A 19,533-nucleotide genomic window follows, 5' to 3' on the forward strand; every position below is an offset into this window, starting at 1 on the left:
GGATATGATAGCTCTGTCTTAAGCGTCAGTTTTAGCGCCGACGGCAAGACTTTGGCTTCTGGCAGTGCTGACAAGACGATCAAACTCTGGAATCTTCCAGATTTAGAGTTAGATTCTTTAATGGGGCGCAGTTGTGATTGGGTGCGGGGTTATTTACAAAATAATCCTAACGTTAGCGAGAGTGACAGGCACTTGTGCGACGGTATTGGCAAGGAGTAGGGGGCAGTCCCAATGAAAAAATTTCATCACCATGAATGAAAATGTGATGTGAGACGGATCTATATAGATACTCATCGAAGGAGTATTTTCAAGTCAGGAGAGCAGGGAGAAAAGGGTTTTAACCTTTGCACTTTGGGGAAATATTAAAGGCGATCGCATTTTCGGGAAAGTTCACAGACGATTGGTATACTGAGAGCAACTTTTAGAAAGGGCGATCGCCATCATGACGACACGCGAACTCTTATTCCAGGAACTAGCAAACACGTCCGATGAACTCTTGCTACCAGTGCTGCAATTTTTGCAATTTCTTAAAGCGCATCCGATTCAATCTGCTGAACTTGAACTGGACACTTTGGAAACCATCATCAGTCTTCGACAGGGATTAGCCGAGTTTGATCGCGGTGAAGGACTTCCCGCTACTCAAGCCTTAGAAGAACTGCGTCATCGACTCCAGATTCCCCCTCGCCCATGACTTATCAGGTTTTGATCCAGCCAACCGCGTTTCAAGACATAGAAAATACTTACCGTTGGATATGTGACAACCTTGATGCTGAAACTTCTAATCAATAGACATCTTGCAAAAGTAAAAAATGCCAAGATGTTGGGGAAAGGTTAAAGGGTAAGGGGAAATTTCATCCCTTTCCCCTTTACCCCTTCCCCTTTCCCCACTTCTGCAAGAAGTCTAATGGTATTACGACCTGCAAGATGAGATTGCCTCCCTGCACGTATTTCCCAAATGATGCCCAATAGCGCCTGAAGCACAAGCGATTGGGCGAGAAATTCGTCAACTCTTCGTCGGTAAACGTAGACAATATCGAGTATTGTTTGTGGTTGAGGAGGATGTTGTAGCTATTATTCATGTCCGCCACAGTCGTCAAGCGCCTATTGAACCTGATGCAGAGTAGGCGATCGCGCTACGCAACACAAGATATCAGCAGCATTTTGGATGGTGACGGATAAGGGGCGATCGTTGAAAAGCTGATTTAACCAATACGCTATCGGCGATCGCGTTTTGGGTAAACTTCAGTGGCGATCGCGCTTTGAGGAACGAAACCCAACATTTTCATTGATTTGTTGGGTTTTACTTCCCTACGGGACGCTACGCGAAGGTTCAACTCAACTTATATGTAGAGTTTATGGTTTTAATCAAGTGCCCAAAAACAAGATCCCCCTAGTCGTATTTTTCATCGAGCTAGGGGGATCACATATATGGTAGTCTATAAGAGGTTCGGTATAGTTCCTTACGAATCGATTCTATAGCCTATATTTCAGTTTGGGTAGTATTACGATTAGAATTTATAGTATTTTTACAGCTTCTTAATGAATGCTTCATCCCTGTTCTTCCCTAGAGAAGCGGTATATGTAAGTATGACAGTACGCAATGTGCGTAACTTGTCATTTTTGTAGATATCTGTAAAAAATATGAAATTTAAGATTGTTGCTACCGTCGTTTTGTTAGCTTGTTTTGGGTTTGCAGAGCAGGCCATGGCGTTAAATCAACTAGATTTGGATCAGTTGAAGGCAACAAATGCTTGTCCCAGGTGTAGTTTGAATGGTGCTGACCTAACTCAACTGAATCTAACTGGAGCAAATTTGCGAGGGGCTGACTTGAGTGGTGCAACATTATCTAAAGCTAATCTTACCAATGCTGATCTCACCGGTGCAAATTTAGAAGGTGCGATTCTAAATTCGGTCAATCTTACAGGTGCTTCCTTAACTGGAGCAAATTTGAAATCAGCATCTCTAGAAAACGCTGATTTATCTTATGCCGGTTTCATTAGTGCCAATTTGGAAGCAGCAAACTTAAAAGATGCTAAATTGCAGTTTACTAATTTTCGGGGCGCTAACTTCCGACTAACAACTATGGCGAATGGTGTCGTCACCTCCGATAAGCCCTATGGTTGGTCTTTAGAACGTCAAAATCCCAGAGAATGTAACCAGTTCAAACCCGAAAATACTCCAGGCACAACCTGTTATTCAAAATAAACTGGGGAATGGGGAATTGGGAATGGGGAATTGGGGACAAGGAGAATGGGGGACAAGGGGAAAGACTTGTTGTAAGTTCTAAACTTTTGTCACCTTGTCCCCTTGTCCCCTTGTCACCTTGTCACCTTGTCCCCTGCTCCCTTCCCCCTTCACCTTGTATAGCAAAAGCATTTTGTTTGTTAATGGTTCTTTATCATGGGAAAAAAGCTTGTAGATTAATTGAATCGATGCTTACCCATATTAAAGACTTAGCAACAAAACTAGCGCCTCGCTTGATTGAAATTCGCCGCCACATCCACTCTCATCCAGAACTCAGTGGTCAAGAGTACCAAACAGCAGCCTTCGTAGCCGGTGTTTTGTCTTCCAGTGGTCTGCACGTACAAGAGGGAGTTGGCAAAACGGGCGTAGTTGGAGAACTCCAAGGCACTGGTCAAAATGACCGTTTATTGGCAATTCGCACCGATATGGATGCCTTGCCAATTCAAGAGGGCACAAATTTGGAATTTGCCTCTCGCGCAGAGGGTGTTATGCACGCTTGTGGTCACGATGTTCATACCACCGTGGGGTTAGGAACAGCAATGGTTCTATCCCAGATGGCAGAAGAATTGGGTGGGAAAGTGCGGTTTCTATTTCAACCAGCCGAGGAAATTGCTCAAGGGGCAAGCTGGATGGTGAAAGATGGGGCGATGAAAAACGTCTCGGCTGTATTAGGGGTTCATGTTTTTCCTTCTATACCCGCAGGATCTATTGGCGTGCGTTACGGGGCATTAACAGCCGCCGCAGATGATTTAGAAATTCTAGTTATGGGAGAATCTGGACATGGGGCGCGTCCTCATGAGGCCATTGATGCAATTTGGATTGCTTGCCAAGTTATTACTGCATTGCAACAAGCCATCAGCCGAACGCAAAACCCCTTGCGTCCTGTAGTATTGAGTATCGGGAAGATTAATGGTGGCAGAGCGCCGAATATAATTGCGGATAAAGTGCAGTTATTGGGAACAGTGCGATCGCTCCATCCCGAAACTCGCGCCCATCTCCCCAACTGGATTGAAAATATTGTATCTAATGTTTGCCAGACCTACGGGGCAAAATATCAAGTCAATTATCGCCAGGGTGTACCCAGTGTCCAAAATGATTATACCTTAACGCAATTGTTACAATCAGCCGCAGAAGAAGCTTGGAGTAGCGATCGCGTTCAAGTTTTACCCGAACCTTCCCTTGGTGCTGAAGATTTTTCGATGTATTTGGAACACGCCCCTGGTTCCATGTTTCGCTTGGGTGTAGGCTACAAAGAAAGAATCATTAACCACCCATTACACCATCCCCAATTTGAAGTTGATGAAGCTGCCATTATCACCGGGGTTGTAACTATGGCTTATGCCGCTTATAAATACTGCCAGCAAAATTTTTAAACAAAAACTCCCAGCGCTAATGTGCTGGGAGTTTTTGTTTAACTAACTTTTTTTAGCGGCTATAGAAAGCTCGAAAGCATCCTACACATTGGATTCGCTAACAACACCCAATTTCTCTTGAATTCGGGTTTTAGCAGCTTTGAATTCGGTAGCCCATTGCTCAGTTTGCTCAGTGGTCAAGTTATTGCGAATGGCAGCGAATAGTGTGCTTTCTTCTTGACGAATATGATCGCCGAGAGCATTTAATAGCTCTTTCACTTTCTCTTTGAATTGTGGTGAAGATGGGCTAATGGCCTTAATTTCGTCTAATGCCTGCTTCGCATGAGCTTGCTCGTCATACAGTTCTTGGGTATTATCTTGACCGTAGAAAGCACGTACTCTTGGGTATACAATTTCTTCTTCAGCTTCAGAATGGGCTGTTAAATCCTTGTAAATTTGACCGAAGTACTCTTGGATTTTTTGCGGATCGTTGCTTTGCAGGAGTTCGGTAAATAGAGTATTTACCTTGTTGTGATCGAGGCGGATGACATCCTGGATATTTAGATCCTTTTTGTCGCTGTTTTGGGTTACAGCGCTACCTACTACACCACTAACTGCGGCCATAGCGTCTTGAACTCGTGCCCAAATTCCTTGATCTGCATCTTGTCCAGTGAGTTCACGGACACCCAGAATCTCCAGAATGCCTTTGAGTTGTTCTTGGTGAGCGCGGTTCTCAAAGTTAATGGTGTTCAAAGGTGCGATCGCTAGCAACACATCAGCGCCAACTTTTTGAGCAGCCTTGTGAACTATCAAGCCACTCATTACTAGTTGATGTTTCAGCAATTCATGCTGAGATACTTTTTCATACAGGCTCAATTCAGAACCTTTGAACAATTCACGAGCTTTTTCAATGAATTGTGTAACATTTTTTTTGGGTTCAGCCTGAATGCCATACTGACCAATTACAGTTTCCAGAACGCCAAGATTTTTTTCGTCATCGTTGAGAAAATTGCGGATGCGATCGGCAATTTCGGCATCAAGTCCTTCTCTCAAAAGCGATTGCTCATTTTCGATAACCAACTGTTGAAGTGCTTTGATACTTGCCAATTTCACAGCAATGGCATTGCGTTTTGTATCATCTAAAGTAGCTACCATCCGTAGTTCTCCTCGGCAAAGTGTTCGTAGTTATTACTGATATAACCTTGACACACAGCTTAGGGAGATTCCCTCTTTCTTTTGAGTGATAGCCTTCGCAACGGTGGGTAGAAAAAAGTTTAGCGTTACACAACAGAAATACAAATTAAAGCGATCGCCCAGATTTATAGTTCTAAATTAGGGACAGATATTTAGTATTACATCATAATTGAACAGATAAAGATATTACCTAATTTTGAAGCAATCTATATCTCTGGAATGAAAATTCATGTCAAAAAATTACTTCTTATTCAAGAGGGCAAAATCATAATCACTTCCAGAAGAACAACGCTCACAACGCTCGATTTTGACTAGTAACGCTTCTCCTTGGCGCTCACCTGAAGGCGAAAACTTAATCATTCCTGTGGCTCCAGAAGTTGAAAAATCACGATTAGACAATACCTTTTGCAACCCTTCTCGGGTGTTATCTTGTTTCAGTCCAGTGATAATTACTTGGAGTGCATCATAAGCTCCAGCTGTTCTCTGATTTACCCGTGCATTCCAAAGCTTAAAAGCATTTTCTGCAAATAGATTATTTTTATTAGCATCACGATGCCAATACACAGGTAGTACCATTCCCTCTAGATCCATGCCATTTTGCAAAGTTGTTGAACTGTACATAGTTTCGGAAGCAAAGAGAGGTTTTCTGCCTTTAACCTCTTGTGCTACTTTGGTGGCAAAATATATATTTCTGACTGAAGGTAATAGTAAAAAGCCACTGGCATTTTCTGTTTCTATAGCTTTATCTACAAAAGCTCTATAGTCCAAATCTTTGTCTGCCAAATTGCAAGGCGTGTTAATAACCTTACTTCCATATTTTTGCAGAGCTTGAGTGTACTGTTCTACAAGTATCTTATTAGATGAGGAACCTGCATTATCTCTTGAGCTACGAATATCGCCACAAATAGCAACATTTCTTCCCTGTCGAGCAATGTAACGAGCATGAGTATCTACTAAATTAGTATATAGCGGATTTACATGAAATAAGTAGTTAGTTGTGGAACTACTTGGCTCACTACTTATTGCATTATTATCTAACTTTTCTTGATTTTCCGCTTGAGTTGGGCGCTCGACAGGAAAGACTAACACCAAGTGCTTTTCATTATAAATTGCAGCATTACGTCTAACTCCCACTGCTGCCACAATGCTCTTGTCTTGAAATAATTCATTATCTAATCGTGCAAAATCTTCTCTATTCTCAGCACTGGCAATCACAATTTGCAGCTTCTTACCATTAATTCCTCCTTGGTTATTAATTTCATTTTGAGCTTGAGCTACACCACGCAAAATTTCTTCTGATAAATTAGAGTCAAAATTAATTGATGCTATCACAGCAACTTTTAGAGCGTTAGAATTATCGCGTGCAATTTTAGCGTTATTTAAATAAATTAGAGTTTCAGGGTCATTTGGATTATTTTTTAATGAAGCGCTAAACTTTTGAATAGCAGTGATAAAATCTTTTTGCTCAAAAGCTTTAACTCCATCTGTTTTCTCAGGGTATGTTTGCACCTTCAACAAAATTCTTGTACCCAGATTCATCAATGGAGGTTTATTCTTAACTTCACTTGAACTAGATGTGGGGTTGTTTAATGATGTTACTACTATACTAGAAGAAAGTTGCCTAATTACCCACAAAATAGCTGCTACCATTACTCCAGCCAGCCCCAAAGAAATAAGCAACTTCAGGTTCTCTTTTTTATTTGTCATGAATAATACTCCCAATTATACAAAGCTTATTAAAAATTAATATACACTGGAAAATTCACTTACTATTAAATTTTAAAAATATTTAGAAATAAGTTTGTTTATTATTTCTGACATACTCACAATAATAAATGTCAAAAAACCTGCAAGTAAAGCTAGTAATACTATAAGCAAAAATCCATTAATTCCAGATTGAAGAAGATTATTTGTGAGCAAGTTTTTGAAAGTCAAGACAATTAGTGAATTTGCTATGATAGCAATCACAATTAAATAACTTTTTTCCAAAAGCGAACGAGATTGAATTAAGATTACCCCACCTAAAATTAGCAGCCACAATCCAGAGCTAATCCAAGTAGTGCCTAAAAAACTAATAAGTGCGATCGCTAACAATGAACTACCTGAACCTGTAATTATGGCTCCAGATAGTAGTTTACGATTAGAAAATCGTGGTAGATATCCAATTGTTTTTTGTTGAGCTTGTGGTTCTGATTCTAATAGTTTAGAAGGTGAAATGACTGTAGGAGGTAATGTATGCCTGAGTGGTGGTAGATTATTCAAGTCTTGTAAGACAGCCTGTGCAGACTGATAACGCTGCTCATGATTTTCTTGGAGTAATTTATCCAGAATCGATTCTAATTCTTGACTTATAGGTTGTGTCAAATGCTTTCGCCAACTAGAAGTCCAAGCATAGCCTTGTTTGAGCCAGAAATTCGAGGGAGAAATATTTGTTAGTAGATGAAAGCAAGTTACGCCTAAACTATACATATCACTGGAAGGAAAAACTTTACCAAATTGCATTTGCTCAATTGGTGCGTAACCTAATGAACCAATAATTGTCCCAATTGCAGTAGTTGTAGTTTCCGTTTTTTGCTTTGAAACCCCAAAATCAATTAGTACTAACTTATTATCACTCTGACGGCGAATAATATTTTCTGGCTTAATATCTCGATGAATTATTTGCTGTTGATGTATGGCAACCAGCACAGATAATAAATCATTTAAAAAAGATCGAATCTTACCTTCATCAAAAAAACCGTGTTGTTTTAACTCCTGCAACAGATTTTGACCTTCGATAAACTGCTGTACTAAATACAGATATTCACCTTCTTTAAAATATCCATACAAATTGGGAATTTGTAGATGTTCCCCTAATTCTTGTAGACGTTTGGCCTCTCGTTCAAACAATTGAGTTGCTTTTTGATGTGCGTGAGTACCTTGACTGCCATAAAATTGACTGAGAACCAGTTGCTTAACAACACATCGTTCATTTAGCTTGTCTATATCCTCTGCTACGTATGTGCGTGCAAACCCTCCTCTCCCTAACGGTGCGATAATGCGGTAACGATTTCTAAGTAGCGATCGCAACTGTGTCCCACAACTGAGGCAGTAATTTGTCCCATCAGGATTTTGAGGATTCTCGCAATTAGGGTTTAGGCAGCAGATCATAATAATTATTTTATTGCTGTCAGTTTATTAATTTTTAAATTATACTTTGAATTCCGTATAAACTCTGTACTGCAACGTTTCTACATGGATACTTGTTGTAGTTGCTGTAGAATATTGGCGAGTTTTATCGCCGGATTAAAAAAATCTTGTTGAAACTTAGCAAATGGAGCAGCATTGCACTTTAGAATTCAAATTTTTTATAACAAGGTAATATACACGCTCATCTGTACTTAGAAGTTTTAAACAGACATTTACCCACTGTTAAACTACATTCAGTTAAATCTTCTAATAAAATCGGGTAAATAATTCAACGCTAAGTAAATATTCACCCTGCCTAACTTTCTCTCTTATGCAACCTTGACAAACCTCACCGCAATTGTGACGATTACGCTAGAATTGTTAAAGGTTCTTTACAGAATTTGCTGATCATCCCCAGTTCTGTTAAAACAGCCTAGCATTCAAATGTAAATCTTAAAACCCCCTCTAGAGTTCACCAAAAGTTTCTATGACGCTCCCAATTCGCAACGTCGCAATTATCGCCCACGTTGACCACGGCAAAACCACGCTGGTTGACGCACTCCTCAAACAATCCGGCATTTTCCGCGAAGGCGAAGACGTTCCGGATTGCGTTATGGACTCCAACGCCCTAGAACGGGAACGGGGTATTACTATCCTGTCTAAAAACACGGCGGTTCGCTACAAAGAAACACTAATCAATATTGTTGATACTCCTGGACACGCTGACTTTGGTGGCGAAGTTGAACGCGTCCTCGGCATGGTTGACGGATGTCTTCTGATTGTCGATGCCAATGAAGGCCCCATGCCCCAAACCCGCTTTGTTCTCAAAAAAGCTTTAGAAAAAGGGCTGCGCCCCATTGTTATTATCAACAAAATCGATCGTGGTAAAACTGACCCCCACGTTGCCGTCGATAAAGTTTTGGATCTGTTCTTGGAATTAGGCGCAGATGAAGACCAGTGCGATTTTACCTATCTGTTTGCCTCCGGTATGGCAGGTTTCGCCAAGGAAAGCTTGGAAGCTGAATCGGTAGATATGCAACCCCTGTTTAATGCGATTCTGCAACACGTTCCACCACCAGTAGGCGACAGCACTAAGCCTCTGCAATTGCAAGTTACAACCCTAGATTATTCTGAATATCTGGGACGGATTGTCATTGGCAGAATTCACAACGGTACTATCCGCTCAGGACAACAAGCAGCTTTAGTAACAGAGAATGGTACTATTGTCAAGGGCAAAATTACCAAATTGATGGGCTTCGATGGACTGAAGCGCGTAGAGATGGAAGAAGCAACCGCAGGTTATATCGTTGCGGTGTCTGGTTTCGCTGATGCTTATATTGGGGAAACGATTACTGACCCCAATGAACCGCAAGCTTTACCACTCATTAAAGTGGATGAACCAACCTTGCAAATGGCCTTCTGGGTGAATGATTCGCCCTTTGCTGGTCAAGAAGGCAAGTTGGTGACATCAAGACAAATACGCGATCGCCTTTTCCGCGAACTTGAAACCAACGTTGCTTTGCGTGTCGAAGAAACCGATTCTCCCGACAAATTCCTCGTTTCCGGTCGTGGTGAACTCCACTTGGGTATCTTAATTGAAACCATGCGTAGGGAAGGTTTCGAGTTTCAGGTATCTCAGCCACAAGTAATTTACCGTGAAATCAACGGTCAACCTTGCGAACCTTACGAACTCTTGGTGTTAGACATTCCTGCTGATGGTGTGGGTAGCTGTATTGAACGCCTGGGACAACGCAAAGGCGAAATGCAAGATATGCAGCCAGGTAGTGGCGATCGCACCCAGTTAGAGTTTGTCATTCCCGCCCGTGGTTTGATTGGTTTCCGGGGTGAGTTTATGCGGATGACTCGTGGCGAAGGCATCATGAACCACAGCTTTTTAGACTATCGACAAATCAGTGGTGATATTGAAGCCCGTAACAAAGGCGTTTTAATCTCCTTTGAAGAAGGCGTTTCTACCTTCTACGCCATGAGAAATGCCGAAGATAGAGGAGCATTCTTTATTACTCCCGGCACAAAGGTTTACAGAGGCATGATCGTGGGAGAACACAATCGTTCTCAAGATTTGGAACTAAATATCTGTAAAACCAAGCAATTGACTAACCACCGTGCGGCTGGTGGCGACGAATTGGTTCAGTTGCAAGCACCAATAGACATGAGCCTAGAGCGTGCTTTGGAATACATTGGCCCCGATGAATTGGTGGAAGTTACACCCCAATCGATTCGTCTGCGGAAGATGTCGAAGAAGTTAGCAAAACGGTAAGTAAAGCAATAACTTAATAGATTTAGAAAGCCCGCATTAGCGGGCTTTTTATTTTGTTATCTACTGCATTTTGTTTAAATTAACCTGAGTTCGGGTTAAACATCTGAAGGTAAAAGCCACTCAAGTTGAAGGCTAGGTTTCTTAGGTTGGTGACAATAGGCAATTAATCCGCATAGAACATTAACACAAAAATTAATGGGACTACGATGTCTGGAATGTTCAATTTGGGAAATGTTTTTAAGTTGGTCGTTGATGGTTTCAATCAATTATGGAGCGTTTACGGGACAAAAGCTTGTCGTGAAGACGCATCAACTTGTTCTTCATGTTGCGGCGTGGTTTAGCAAAAAATTCAATTCCGAAGTCTTGTAAAAGTTGAGAAGCGAGTTTTTGGGAGACATAACCACGATACCTTCGGTAAGCTTCACTAACACCAAAAATTTTGCCAAACAGACCACTCAGCAAATCATGTACAGGCTGACGGTCATCAACATTACCAGGAGTGATAGTGATAGTGACATTTAGAGGTTGTTTGAAAAGTTTTTAGAGGTCAAATTTTATGCTAAACGCCTCACCATGATACGGATCATGGCAATATAAATAAAAGTCTCCGATGTTTCAGGTAGTAATTCATAATCTCGAACCAATCAGCGACATCCCATCAACCAACCAAAAGTGCGCTCCACCACCCAACGTTTTTTGAGCAAAACAAAGCCCAAGGTTTGCTCTGGGCGCAACACCACCTGCACAATCCAACGGCAAAAGTCCATCACCCACTGCATAAACGGCTCACCGTCAAAGCCGCCATCAACCCAGAGGGTTGTCAAACGAGATACCTGCTTTTGAGACTGTTTGACCCGCTTGAGAACTTGTTTACCTCCCTCGCGTTCACCCACATTGGCAGCAGTGACTAAGACCCGCAGGACTAATCCCAAGGTATCAACCGTTATAAATCGCTTGCGTCATGCAAATTTTCTTACCTGCATCAAAGCCCACAGATTGACTTACCATCGCTGCACTCTTGACGCTTTGACTATCGATGATCGCTTCCGATGGGCTTCGATGCCGCTCCTCTTCAATCCGTGTCCACTGCCGCAGACTATCGTGAATTTTCAACCACGTTCCGTCTTTGCGCCATTTACGAAAATAGCTGTATACCGTCTGCCAGACGGGAAAGTCACCTGGTAGCGCTCGCCATCTCACTCCTTCTACCAAAATATAGAAAATTGCATTCAGGACTGACCACATATCAACTTCTCGCTTGCGACCACCGGGTTTTGGTTCTGGAATCATCTCACTCAGAAATTCATATTGAACACGGGTCAGATTGCTGGGGTATGCTTTACTCATGTTGCTCTCTCAGTGCTGTCTATTATCTATTCACAGCGTATACTGAGAGAGCTTTTTTACTATCTCTCCGACTTTTCAAACAACCTCTAACACCTGCGTCGATTTGGCGAGATAATTTCTCAGGAATTGGCTTATTCATCCGAATCTCAGCAGATGCAGTTAATCAGCGATGGTGCTATTTCTCCCACAGGAAGCGATGCCTGCGGCGGGCTACGCCTACGCATTCATAGGCTATGGGAAAATCAAAACTTGGAAGAGGCTACCCATGATGTCTTAAAGCACTTGGGAGAGTTGAAGCGACCGTATTTGACAGCTATGGAGAAGAAGTTGTTGAGTGTGATTGAAAAAGAATACGGCATCATAGATAAGATACCCCGTAATTTTCAATCAACCAAGGACTAGGAGAAAAAAGTAATGCAAAGTATTAAGTTATGTTCTCATGTTGGGGGTGATGGCATTTTGCACCTTGAGATTCCTGTTGGCATAACAGACAAAGAAATGGAAGTCGTAGTGATTTATCAACAAATAGAACCATCAACACCTACAAAAACACCAGAAGAACTGGGATGGCCACCCGGCTTTTTTGAGCAGACTTACGGTAGCTGTCAAGACGATCCAATTGTTATCGACTCTGAAGGTGATTTCGAGACAAGGGAAGAAATTGTGTGAGGTACTTATTAGATACCAATGTTTGCGCTCGTTATCTCAACGGTAGGTCGCTCTTAATTCGAGAACGCTTACGCTCAACAAATGTAAAAGAGATTGCTGTGTGTTCAGTAGTCAAGGCAGAGTTGTTTTATGGCGCAATGAAAAGCAATAATCCCCAAATTACTTTAGCTCGACAACAGCAGTTTCTCAATTTGTTTGTTTCATTACCTTTTGATGATGTTACTGCCCTCACTTACGGTAGAATTCGTGCAGAATTATTCGCAAAAGGTACTCCAATAGGCCCTAATGATTTCCAAATAGCTGCCATTGCTTTGACGCATAACTTAACATTAGTCACACATAACACCAGAGAATTCAGTCGCGTTAGTGGACTGGTAATTGAAGATTGGGAGTAACAGCAATGAAAACTAATGCTGCTCGACTACTTGATAAACTAGGTATTCGCTACCAAATCCTGAGCTATGAAGTAGATCCTGACGATCTCGCTGCTGAAAGTACAGCACACAAAGTTGGTCTTCCCCCAGAGCAAGTTTTTAAGACTTTAGTAGTCAGAGGTGACACAACAGGTATTTGTTTTGCTGTTGTGCCAGGAAATGCTCAGTTAGACTTGAAAGCTTTAGCTCGAATTTCAGGAAACCGCAAGGTTGAGACAGTTGCCCTGAAGGAAGTCCAGCCACTAACAGGATACATCCGTGGGGGTGTGACAGCTTTAGCTAGCAAAAAAGACTATCAAGTTTACCTTGATGAAACAGCAACCCTATTTGAGCAGATCACTGTTTCTGGTGGAATGCGAGGTATGTTGCTTCTGCTATCGCCAGATGATTATTTACGTACAGTTAAGGGTACTTTGGGAGCAATTGTACAAAATTAGTACAGAAATTTTCCTCAGAAACCCAGGGTTAGCGCGTCTCAAAACCTATTGACAAGAGGACTTGCCTGATCAGCAATAAGGTGGGAAACAAAGTGACACCATCTGAGGTAGGGTAAGATTTAATTCATCGAACTGCGATATCAAAGTAATGTCAACAGGATTTGAGAATGGCGCTTAAAACAAGATTTACGGGAGATTGGAGAAGAGTTTCCCCAACGCTACGTTCTTCCTATAGTTATTGACAACCTGCCAGAAGACGCGCCCGAACTCAAATTATCCCAATCAATTGCTGCAACAATATCGCAATCTACGTGAGGAAAAGCTCAAAGATGCAGCGAAGTCTACCCAGACTACGGCAATGCTGGTGATTACTTCATTACAAAAGCGTCTTTTGTCTTCCATTGAAGCATTTGCACGGACTTTAAAGGTGCATCGAACGGGGATGGAAAAGCAAGCGGCTCACCGCCCCTCCACACATAAAGCCAGTCTCCCGTTGCTGTTTGAATCCCCTGGTGCAGATGACGAACGGGCTGAATTTTCCGAAGAGGAAGTAATTGCAGAAGAAGATGCTCAAATGGCAGCAGCTAGTATGCAAGCTGCGGGACAAACAGCCCGTGAATTAGCGATTTTAGATGAAATGGCAGATGTCGCTAATTCCTCTCGCTACCAGCCAGATCCCCGAATTCAACAACTGGTAGAGTGGATTCGCCAAAATCTTTGTCCCGATCTAGGTCAACCGAATGCTGCTTGGTTAGAACGACGAGTAATTATATTTACAGAATATACAGATACTAAACGTTATTTACAACAGCAATTACAAAGTGCGATCGCTAACTCTAATCGTGAACATGAACGCATAGATGTATTTCATGGGGGTATTGGAGAAGAACGCCGCGAAGCGATTAAAAGTGCATTTAACGCTGACCCGGCGCGTCATCCCCTGCGAATCCTGATTGCCACAGATGCAGCACGAGAAGGGGTGAACCTGCAAAACAACTGTGGCTGACTTGTTCCACTTTGATGTGCCGTGGAATCCGTCGAGGATGGAACAGCGTAACGGACGGATTGACCGGAAATTACAGCGATCGCCTCTACAAAATTTGTAAGATCGCCCTTTGGGAAAAAGTTTGTGATCTACTGAATTTAGAGGTTTGACAGTGAACCGCTCAAAAAATTAATTTACTAAAATTTTTTAAGTGTCTTAACTGTTTTAACTGTCCTTGCATCTTCGCCATATTTTTAAGAAAATGCTTAAGTCTAACAGAGGTGATAACTATGCTACCTACTTGATGTTACTTGCCAAAAGCACAGCCGCCATTCAATACACATTTTCAACCTGAGAGAGGAAAGAAAAATCTAAGCCAAATTTTCAACTTTATATATAACAAGATATATAACAAGTGTTTGAGCGTTTATTTTCTAATAGAATGTCCCAAATCAAGCTTTTTTGGTAAAATCCTTATGCTGTAAGCTTCCTAGATTATTATCTAGCAAAAGTGATAAATGAGGATTAGAAAGATACCATCCATTGATTTGAGCAATTTCCGCCGCGCATACTACGCTCTTGACTGCGGAAGTGTTAGTTGATGGCGATTAGGGTTTATCCGCCTTGCCTTGATTTCTGAGTTGATACTATCTATACTCCCCATTAATGAAAAGCGATCGCATCCTTTAGATGCAATAACCTCTGCATTTATTGGGCTGAGGGCAAGAATACCGTCGCACAGCCGACATCAGTAGCCCCTTTAAGTGGGCAGACGGCAGCGATCAGATTGTGCTGGTGATGTCAAGTGGGGTCGTCCATACATTGGATGGGGTGGCTGTTAAGTTGTAGGAGATGATGGGGCAGTTTTCGGTAGAGGAGCGGCATAGAAGTTTAGGAAATAGCTGACTGAGATTTAACTTATTTAGGAGTGACCTTCAAGATGTTTGAACCTACACAAATTGCCTGGCATAATGGTCGCATCGTCCAGTTAGAGCAAGCTGCACCGTCAATTGCCAGCCACTCTCTTCATTTAGGTATTTCTGTTTTTGACGGTATGATGGCTTATTGGAATAACGACCATTACTATGTTCATCGGATGAGTGAACATTTTCAACGTCTTTGTCATGGTTCTAAGCATATGGGGCTAGACTTTTCATGGTCTGAAGACGAATTAAGTTTGGGGGTTGAATTACTGCTCAAAAAAATTCCTTCTGCTAATTACTATATTCGTCCGATTGTCTATCGCCCTAGTCCTCAGATTAACGTCACAGGTAGTGAAGAAATGCCTGTAGATGTAGCTATCTTTGGTGTTATTGCTCCTCGAAATGTGGATCAGTCCCTTAGTTGCCACATTTCTCCAGTAGAGCGCGTTTCCAGTCGTGCAATTCCTGTGGCTTGGAAGGTAGGAGGAACTTATGTCAACAGTTATTTAGTTAGACAGGCTGCAAAGCAAGCAGGTTTTGATGATGGTCTGATGACTAACAGAGAAGGCAAAATATTGGAAGCATCAGCAGCTAACTTATTTTTTCTAGATGCAGATACTATTATTACTCCCTCTCTTGACCCTGATATTTTTCCAGGAATTACTCGTTTTACAATCATAGAACTGGCAAAATCTTTAGGCATTGAAGTCATAGAACAAGATGTGAAAGTTCATGAGGTATTCAAGTTTGAAGGGGCTTTCTTAGCATCTACTCTCATGGAGTTAAGACCTATTGATAGGTTGGAAATGGAGTATTGGAATTCCTCAAAACATCCGGTATTTATCAAATTATTAAAGGAATTTCGGGAAATTACTCATCAATAACCAAAATATACAGTCCTACTAACGCTCTTTTTGGTGAATTAATGAATCCTAAACTCATCAATCTTTTTGACTACGAATCTTTAGCAAAACAAAGGCTACCTCAAACAGTATTAGATTATTATGCTAGTGGCGCTTGGGATGAGGTGACATTACTCGACAACCGACGTGCGTTTGAACGTTACAAGCTTTGTCCTCGAATGTTAGTGGATGTCAGCCAACAGGATTTAAGCACAAAAATCTTAGGAAAACAGCTAGATATACCAATATTGATTGCGCCTATGGCATTTCAGTGTTTAGCAGATGCGGAAGGGGAACTAGCAACTGTTAGGGCTGCATCTGCATTCGGTGCAGGTATGGTTCTTAGCACCATGTCAACCAAAAGTTTAGAGGAGGTGGCTATTAAAGTTAAAAGTGAAAATCTTCAACATTTGTGGTTTCAATTATATATTCATCGCGATCGCTCTCTAACGCGCGATTTGATTCAAAGAGCGGAAGCTGCTGGTTTCAATGCTTTATGCCTGACAGTAGACGTACCTGTGCTGGGACGCAGAGAAAGGGATCAGCAAAATAACTTTACTTTGCCATCTGGGTTGGAATTAGCAAATTTATCTGGATGCAAAATTCCCGAAACAGTTGGGGAATCAGGGGTATTTGCCTATGTTGCTCAACAATTCGATCCAGCATTAACTTGGAAAGATATTGATTGGCTGCGATCGCAAACTAATCTACCTCTGGTGGTTAAAGGCATTTTACGCCCAGATGATGCAGTGCGGGCTGTAGAATATGGAGTCCAAGGAGTGATTGTATCTAATCATGGAGGTCGGCAACTAGATGGTGCGATCGCCACAATCGACGCTTTAAGTGATGTTGTGGCTGCGGTTGGCGATCATGTAGATGTGCTAGTAGATAGTGGTTTTCGGCGGGGTACTGATATTTTGAAAGCTCTAGCATTAGGTGCAAAAGCTGTCTTGGTTGGTCGTCCTGTATTGTGGGGATTATCTGTTGCTGGAGAAGCTGGTGTTAGAAAAGTCCTAGAAATATTACAGGATGAGTTAAGTATTGCAATGGCATTAAGTGGCTGTAGAACAATACAAGAGATAGACGCAAGTTTAATCAAGCAAGTTTAAGCTTTGTTGTCCATTCACGAACCCAGGCGGAAGTAGTTAGCCTCCGGCAACAGAATGTTTTTATTTGGAAAACACTCAAGTTTTCAAGTTTCCGCGTCGTCTTTGTTCAGATTCAACTGCTTCAAAAAGAGCTTTGATATTACCACTACCAAAGCCTTCTGCTCCCTTTCTTTCAATAATCTCCAAAAAGAAAGTTGGACGACTCTGTATTGGTTTAGTGAAGGCTTGCATGAGGTATCCAGTTTGGTCTTTATCTACAAGTATATTTAATTCTTGAAATGTCTTAATCTCTGGAATCGCGTGACCAAGCCTTTTCTCTAACTGGTTGTAATAAGTGGCAGGTATTTGAAGAAATTCAATACCATTACTACAAAGAAAGCGTACTGTCTGACATATATTGTTGGAAAGAAACGCTAAGTGTTGAACTCCATATCCGTAATTGAATGTCAAGAACTCAGTAATCTGTGATTGGCAGTTACCTGCTGCTGGTTCTGTAATAGTGAATTTAATCTTGCCATTATCGTTTCTTAGTACTTTAGAGTTCATGGCACTGTACTGTGTTGCTATGGCCTCTTGATGGGATTCATGAAACCCGAATACTTGATGATAAAAATAATTCCAAGATTCTAAGTTACCTTGTTCAACACAAAAAGCAAGGTGGTCGATCGCCACAATATGATTCTGACTAGGTAAAACAGGGCATTGAATCGGTTGATAGTTTGGTAAGAACGTCTTTTTAGATGGATGGCGTTGAACTAAAGAGTGGACAAGATGACCGTAACCTGCGATCGTTGCCTTAATTGCTTGGTCTTGTCCATAACATAATACTGTAGGCTCTTGGATAGGGCGTGCTTGAGATTGAACAGCCTTTGTTAAGGAATTATTGATATTATCTACTATAAATGCAATATCTATAATGCTGTCACCATGTCGCTTAACGTGTTCAGATATTGGACTATCGTAGATTAACGAACTTGTCAAAATTAATCTTACACCTTCACATTCAATAACGTAAGATACTCTATCCTTTACACCTGTTTCTAACCCAGCATACGCAACTGCTTTAAAACCTAGAACATTCACAAAAAAATTCATTGCTTGATAAGCGTTGCCAACATAAAATTCGATGTACTCAATTTCTTGTACATCAATGTAATGATGATGGTCAGCTTCATATTTTAATTCAACTGCTAATTGCGAATTTTTCATAGGAGAAAAATTATTACTTTCAAGAATTTTTTCTTCTAAGATTTCGTTATGTCCTAAAATTGATTTTGCAGTTTTTTTCATAGCTTTTACCATTAAATACACTTACTATTATTTTTACTTTTTACTTACAAATATATATACAAGCAATTATTTCACAAAATTAATAATCATATTTTTTAAAAAATAAATGTTTCAGATTTAAAACTATATCCAATACATACAATAATTAGTGCATATATTAGGAATTCATTTTGATTATTGAAATTATCTGCGTATGTTGGGAGTAGTGAGTAGAAAGTATGAAAGAGCCGTTTTTTGGGGTAAGAATTTTTTCAGAAATCCAATATGAGTCTTATATATTTTGCATTTTATAGTGCATAAATAGTATTTTGTTTAATGGGGAAAAGGTAACGGGGACTGTCTTAGTGTAGGGATGTTAGCCCCACTAAGACCTACAAGACCCATCGGTGGCGAGAGGAAACGAACAGGCGAACTGTTGCCTGTTCGTTTCCTCTCCCGAAGGAAGTTGAATTCAACCTAATATTCTGGTGAAATAATTTTAATTTGTTGAAGCTAAGTTGTTTACAAGTTTAGTTAAAGAATATTCCCATTTTATTTAATAAATTGCAAGAACAGTTAAGACAGTTAAGGAAATAGTTAAGACAATTAAGACAGTTAAGCTGGTAATTAGAATATTAAAACAGTTGATAATGGTTAAATTTAGCTTCTTTATATTTAATTAGTACAGGTCTTCTACCCTGAACACAGTTACTAGATCAAAAATTTTTGTGATCGGCTGTAATAAGGCGTAACATCACAAATAATGGTTTGGGATAAGGGAAAACGAAGCTTACTTCTTTTCCTAAGTTACAAATATTACTCTTATACAAATATATTTACTTCCGAAGGTATATTGACAAAATTTATGATATTAATAATTCTCCCAAAAAGCTAAGGTTAGGCAGATGTTATCTAATTTGTCTTAACTGTCTTAAGTATCTTAACTATTTTCTTAACTGTCTTAACTATTTTCTTAACTGTCTTAACTGACCTTGCATTTGACTGATAACCCTGAGATTATATTTTCAATAAATAAATAACGCGATGTGCGACTTATTCTTGAAACCTCCCCCCCTGCAAGGAGAGAGGCTTTGAATCTTGCCCCCCTTTTCTCGTAGGGAAACCAGTGCGTTGCTTTGGTTCCCAAAGTTGTAGCAACTGGCGTAAGGGGCTGGGGGTTAAGTTTGAGAGAAAGTTGCACACCACGTTAAATAGATAAAAA

At 40.8% G+C, this 19,533-nt stretch carries 16 protein-coding genes and 2 pseudogenes; 12 read left to right on the plus strand and 6 right to left on the minus strand.

The features are described from left to right. From V7K69_RS15140 to V7K69_RS15155, 4 genes are all read left to right on the plus strand, one after another. Window positions 1–219 (plus strand): WD40 repeat domain-containing protein (locus V7K69_RS15140; protein ID WP_335035694.1); only part of this gene is annotated, 219 nt, incomplete at its 5' end. Window positions 220–442: 223 nt separating this feature from the next. After that, window positions 443–691 carry a prevent-host-death family protein gene (locus V7K69_RS15145; RefSeq protein WP_193947779.1) on the plus strand — a complete coding sequence of 83 codons (249 nt, stop codon included), beginning with the start codon at window positions 443–445 and terminating at the stop codon, window positions 689–691. A gap of 950 nt (window positions 692–1,641) precedes the next feature. Then, entirely contained in the window at window positions 1,642–2,205 is a 564-nt protein-coding gene (locus tag V7K69_RS15150) for a pentapeptide repeat-containing protein (protein ID WP_335035697.1), read from the plus strand. A 227-nt stretch (window positions 2,206–2,432) separates the two neighbouring features. After that, window positions 2,433–3,617 (plus strand): M20 family metallopeptidase, encoded by a 1,185-nt coding sequence (locus V7K69_RS15155; RefSeq protein WP_335035699.1) that lies wholly within the window; start codon window positions 2,433–2,435, stop codon window positions 3,615–3,617. An 81-nt stretch (window positions 3,618–3,698) separates the two neighbouring features. Here the strand turns inward: V7K69_RS15155 and V7K69_RS15160 are convergent, their stop codons facing one another. From V7K69_RS15160 to V7K69_RS15170, 3 genes are all read right to left on the minus strand, one after another. Next, window positions 3,699–4,751: a hemerythrin domain-containing protein gene (locus V7K69_RS15160; protein ID WP_335035701.1), complete on the minus strand. Its 1,053-nt coding sequence runs from the start codon at window positions 4,749–4,751 to the stop codon at window positions 3,699–3,701. Window positions 4,752–5,030: 279 nt separating this feature from the next. After that, a complete protein-coding gene (locus V7K69_RS15165) occupies window positions 5,031–6,497 on the minus strand; it encodes an ABC transporter substrate-binding protein (protein ID WP_335035702.1) in 1,467 nt (488 codons plus the stop codon). A 72-nt stretch (window positions 6,498–6,569) separates the two neighbouring features. Beyond that, complete coding sequence (locus tag V7K69_RS15170) at window positions 6,570–7,940, minus strand: serine/threonine-protein kinase (protein WP_335035703.1); 1,371 nt, start codon at window positions 7,938–7,940, stop codon at window positions 6,570–6,572. 505 nt (window positions 7,941–8,445) lie between these two features. Here V7K69_RS15170 and typA point away from each other — a divergent pair. Further along, window positions 8,446–10,236: a translational GTPase TypA gene (typA, locus tag V7K69_RS15175; RefSeq protein ID WP_335035705.1), complete on the plus strand. Its 1,791-nt coding sequence runs from the start codon at window positions 8,446–8,448 to the stop codon at window positions 10,234–10,236. A 95-nt stretch (window positions 10,237–10,331) separates the two neighbouring features. On the opposite strand, the pseudogene V7K69_RS15180 reads toward typA, so the two are convergent. Both V7K69_RS15180 and V7K69_RS15185 read right to left on the minus strand, forming a co-directional pair. Then, a pseudogene (locus tag V7K69_RS15180) lies at window positions 10,332–10,740 on the minus strand (transposase); the annotation flags it as partial. A 50-nt stretch (window positions 10,741–10,790) separates the two neighbouring features. Beyond that, a pseudogene (locus V7K69_RS15185) lies at window positions 10,791–11,583 on the minus strand (IS5 family transposase). Window positions 11,584–11,736: 153 nt separating this feature from the next. Between V7K69_RS15185 and V7K69_RS15190 the strand changes: the two are divergent. The 7 genes from V7K69_RS15190 to V7K69_RS15220 all read left to right on the plus strand — a co-directional run bounded on the left by V7K69_RS15190 (window position 11,737) and on the right by V7K69_RS15220 (window position 17,042). Next, a complete protein-coding gene (locus V7K69_RS15190) occupies window positions 11,737–11,985 on the plus strand; it encodes a hypothetical protein (protein ID WP_335035706.1) in 249 nt (82 codons plus the stop codon). A 12-nt stretch (window positions 11,986–11,997) separates the two neighbouring features. Beyond that, window positions 11,998–12,252 carry a hypothetical protein gene (locus tag V7K69_RS15195; protein WP_335035708.1) on the plus strand — a complete coding sequence of 85 codons (255 nt, stop codon included), beginning with the start codon at window positions 11,998–12,000 and terminating at the stop codon, window positions 12,250–12,252. Then, window positions 12,249–12,647, plus strand: a complete 399-nt coding sequence (vapC, locus tag V7K69_RS15200) for a type II toxin-antitoxin system tRNA(fMet)-specific endonuclease VapC (protein ID WP_335035710.1) — start codon at window positions 12,249–12,251, stop codon at window positions 12,645–12,647. The genes V7K69_RS15195 and vapC overlap by 4 nt, the downstream gene beginning before the upstream one ends. A 5-nt stretch (window positions 12,648–12,652) precedes the next feature. Beyond that, window positions 12,653–13,123 (plus strand): Cys-tRNA(Pro) deacylase, encoded by a 471-nt coding sequence (ybaK, locus tag V7K69_RS15205; RefSeq protein WP_335035712.1) that lies wholly within the window; start codon window positions 12,653–12,655, stop codon window positions 13,121–13,123. Between the two features lie 238 nt (window positions 13,124–13,361). Beyond that, on the plus strand, window positions 13,362–14,129 hold the full coding sequence (locus V7K69_RS15210; RefSeq protein WP_335035713.1) for a helicase-related protein: 768 nt from the start codon (window positions 13,362–13,364) through the stop codon (window positions 14,127–14,129). A 919-nt stretch (window positions 14,130–15,048) separates the two neighbouring features. Further along, window positions 15,049–15,915 carry an aminotransferase class IV gene (locus V7K69_RS15215; protein ID WP_335035714.1) on the plus strand — a complete coding sequence of 289 codons (867 nt, stop codon included), beginning with the start codon at window positions 15,049–15,051 and terminating at the stop codon, window positions 15,913–15,915. Between the two features lie 41 nt (window positions 15,916–15,956). Then, window positions 15,957–17,042 (plus strand): alpha-hydroxy acid oxidase, encoded by a 1,086-nt coding sequence (locus V7K69_RS15220; RefSeq protein WP_335035716.1) that lies wholly within the window; start codon window positions 15,957–15,959, stop codon window positions 17,040–17,042. A gap of 75 nt (window positions 17,043–17,117) precedes the next feature. Here V7K69_RS15220 and hppD read toward each other — a convergent pair whose 3' ends face one another. Further along, on the minus strand, window positions 17,118–18,344 hold the full coding sequence (gene hppD, locus V7K69_RS15225; protein ID WP_335035718.1) for a 4-hydroxyphenylpyruvate dioxygenase: 1,227 nt from the start codon (window positions 18,342–18,344) through the stop codon (window positions 17,118–17,120). Window positions 18,345–19,533: the final 1,189 nt, after the last annotated feature.

This window comes from Nostoc sp. (genome assembly GCF_036917775.1).
In the GTDB taxonomy this organism is placed as follows: Bacteria; Cyanobacteriota; Cyanobacteriia; order Cyanobacteriales; family Nostocaceae; genus Nostoc.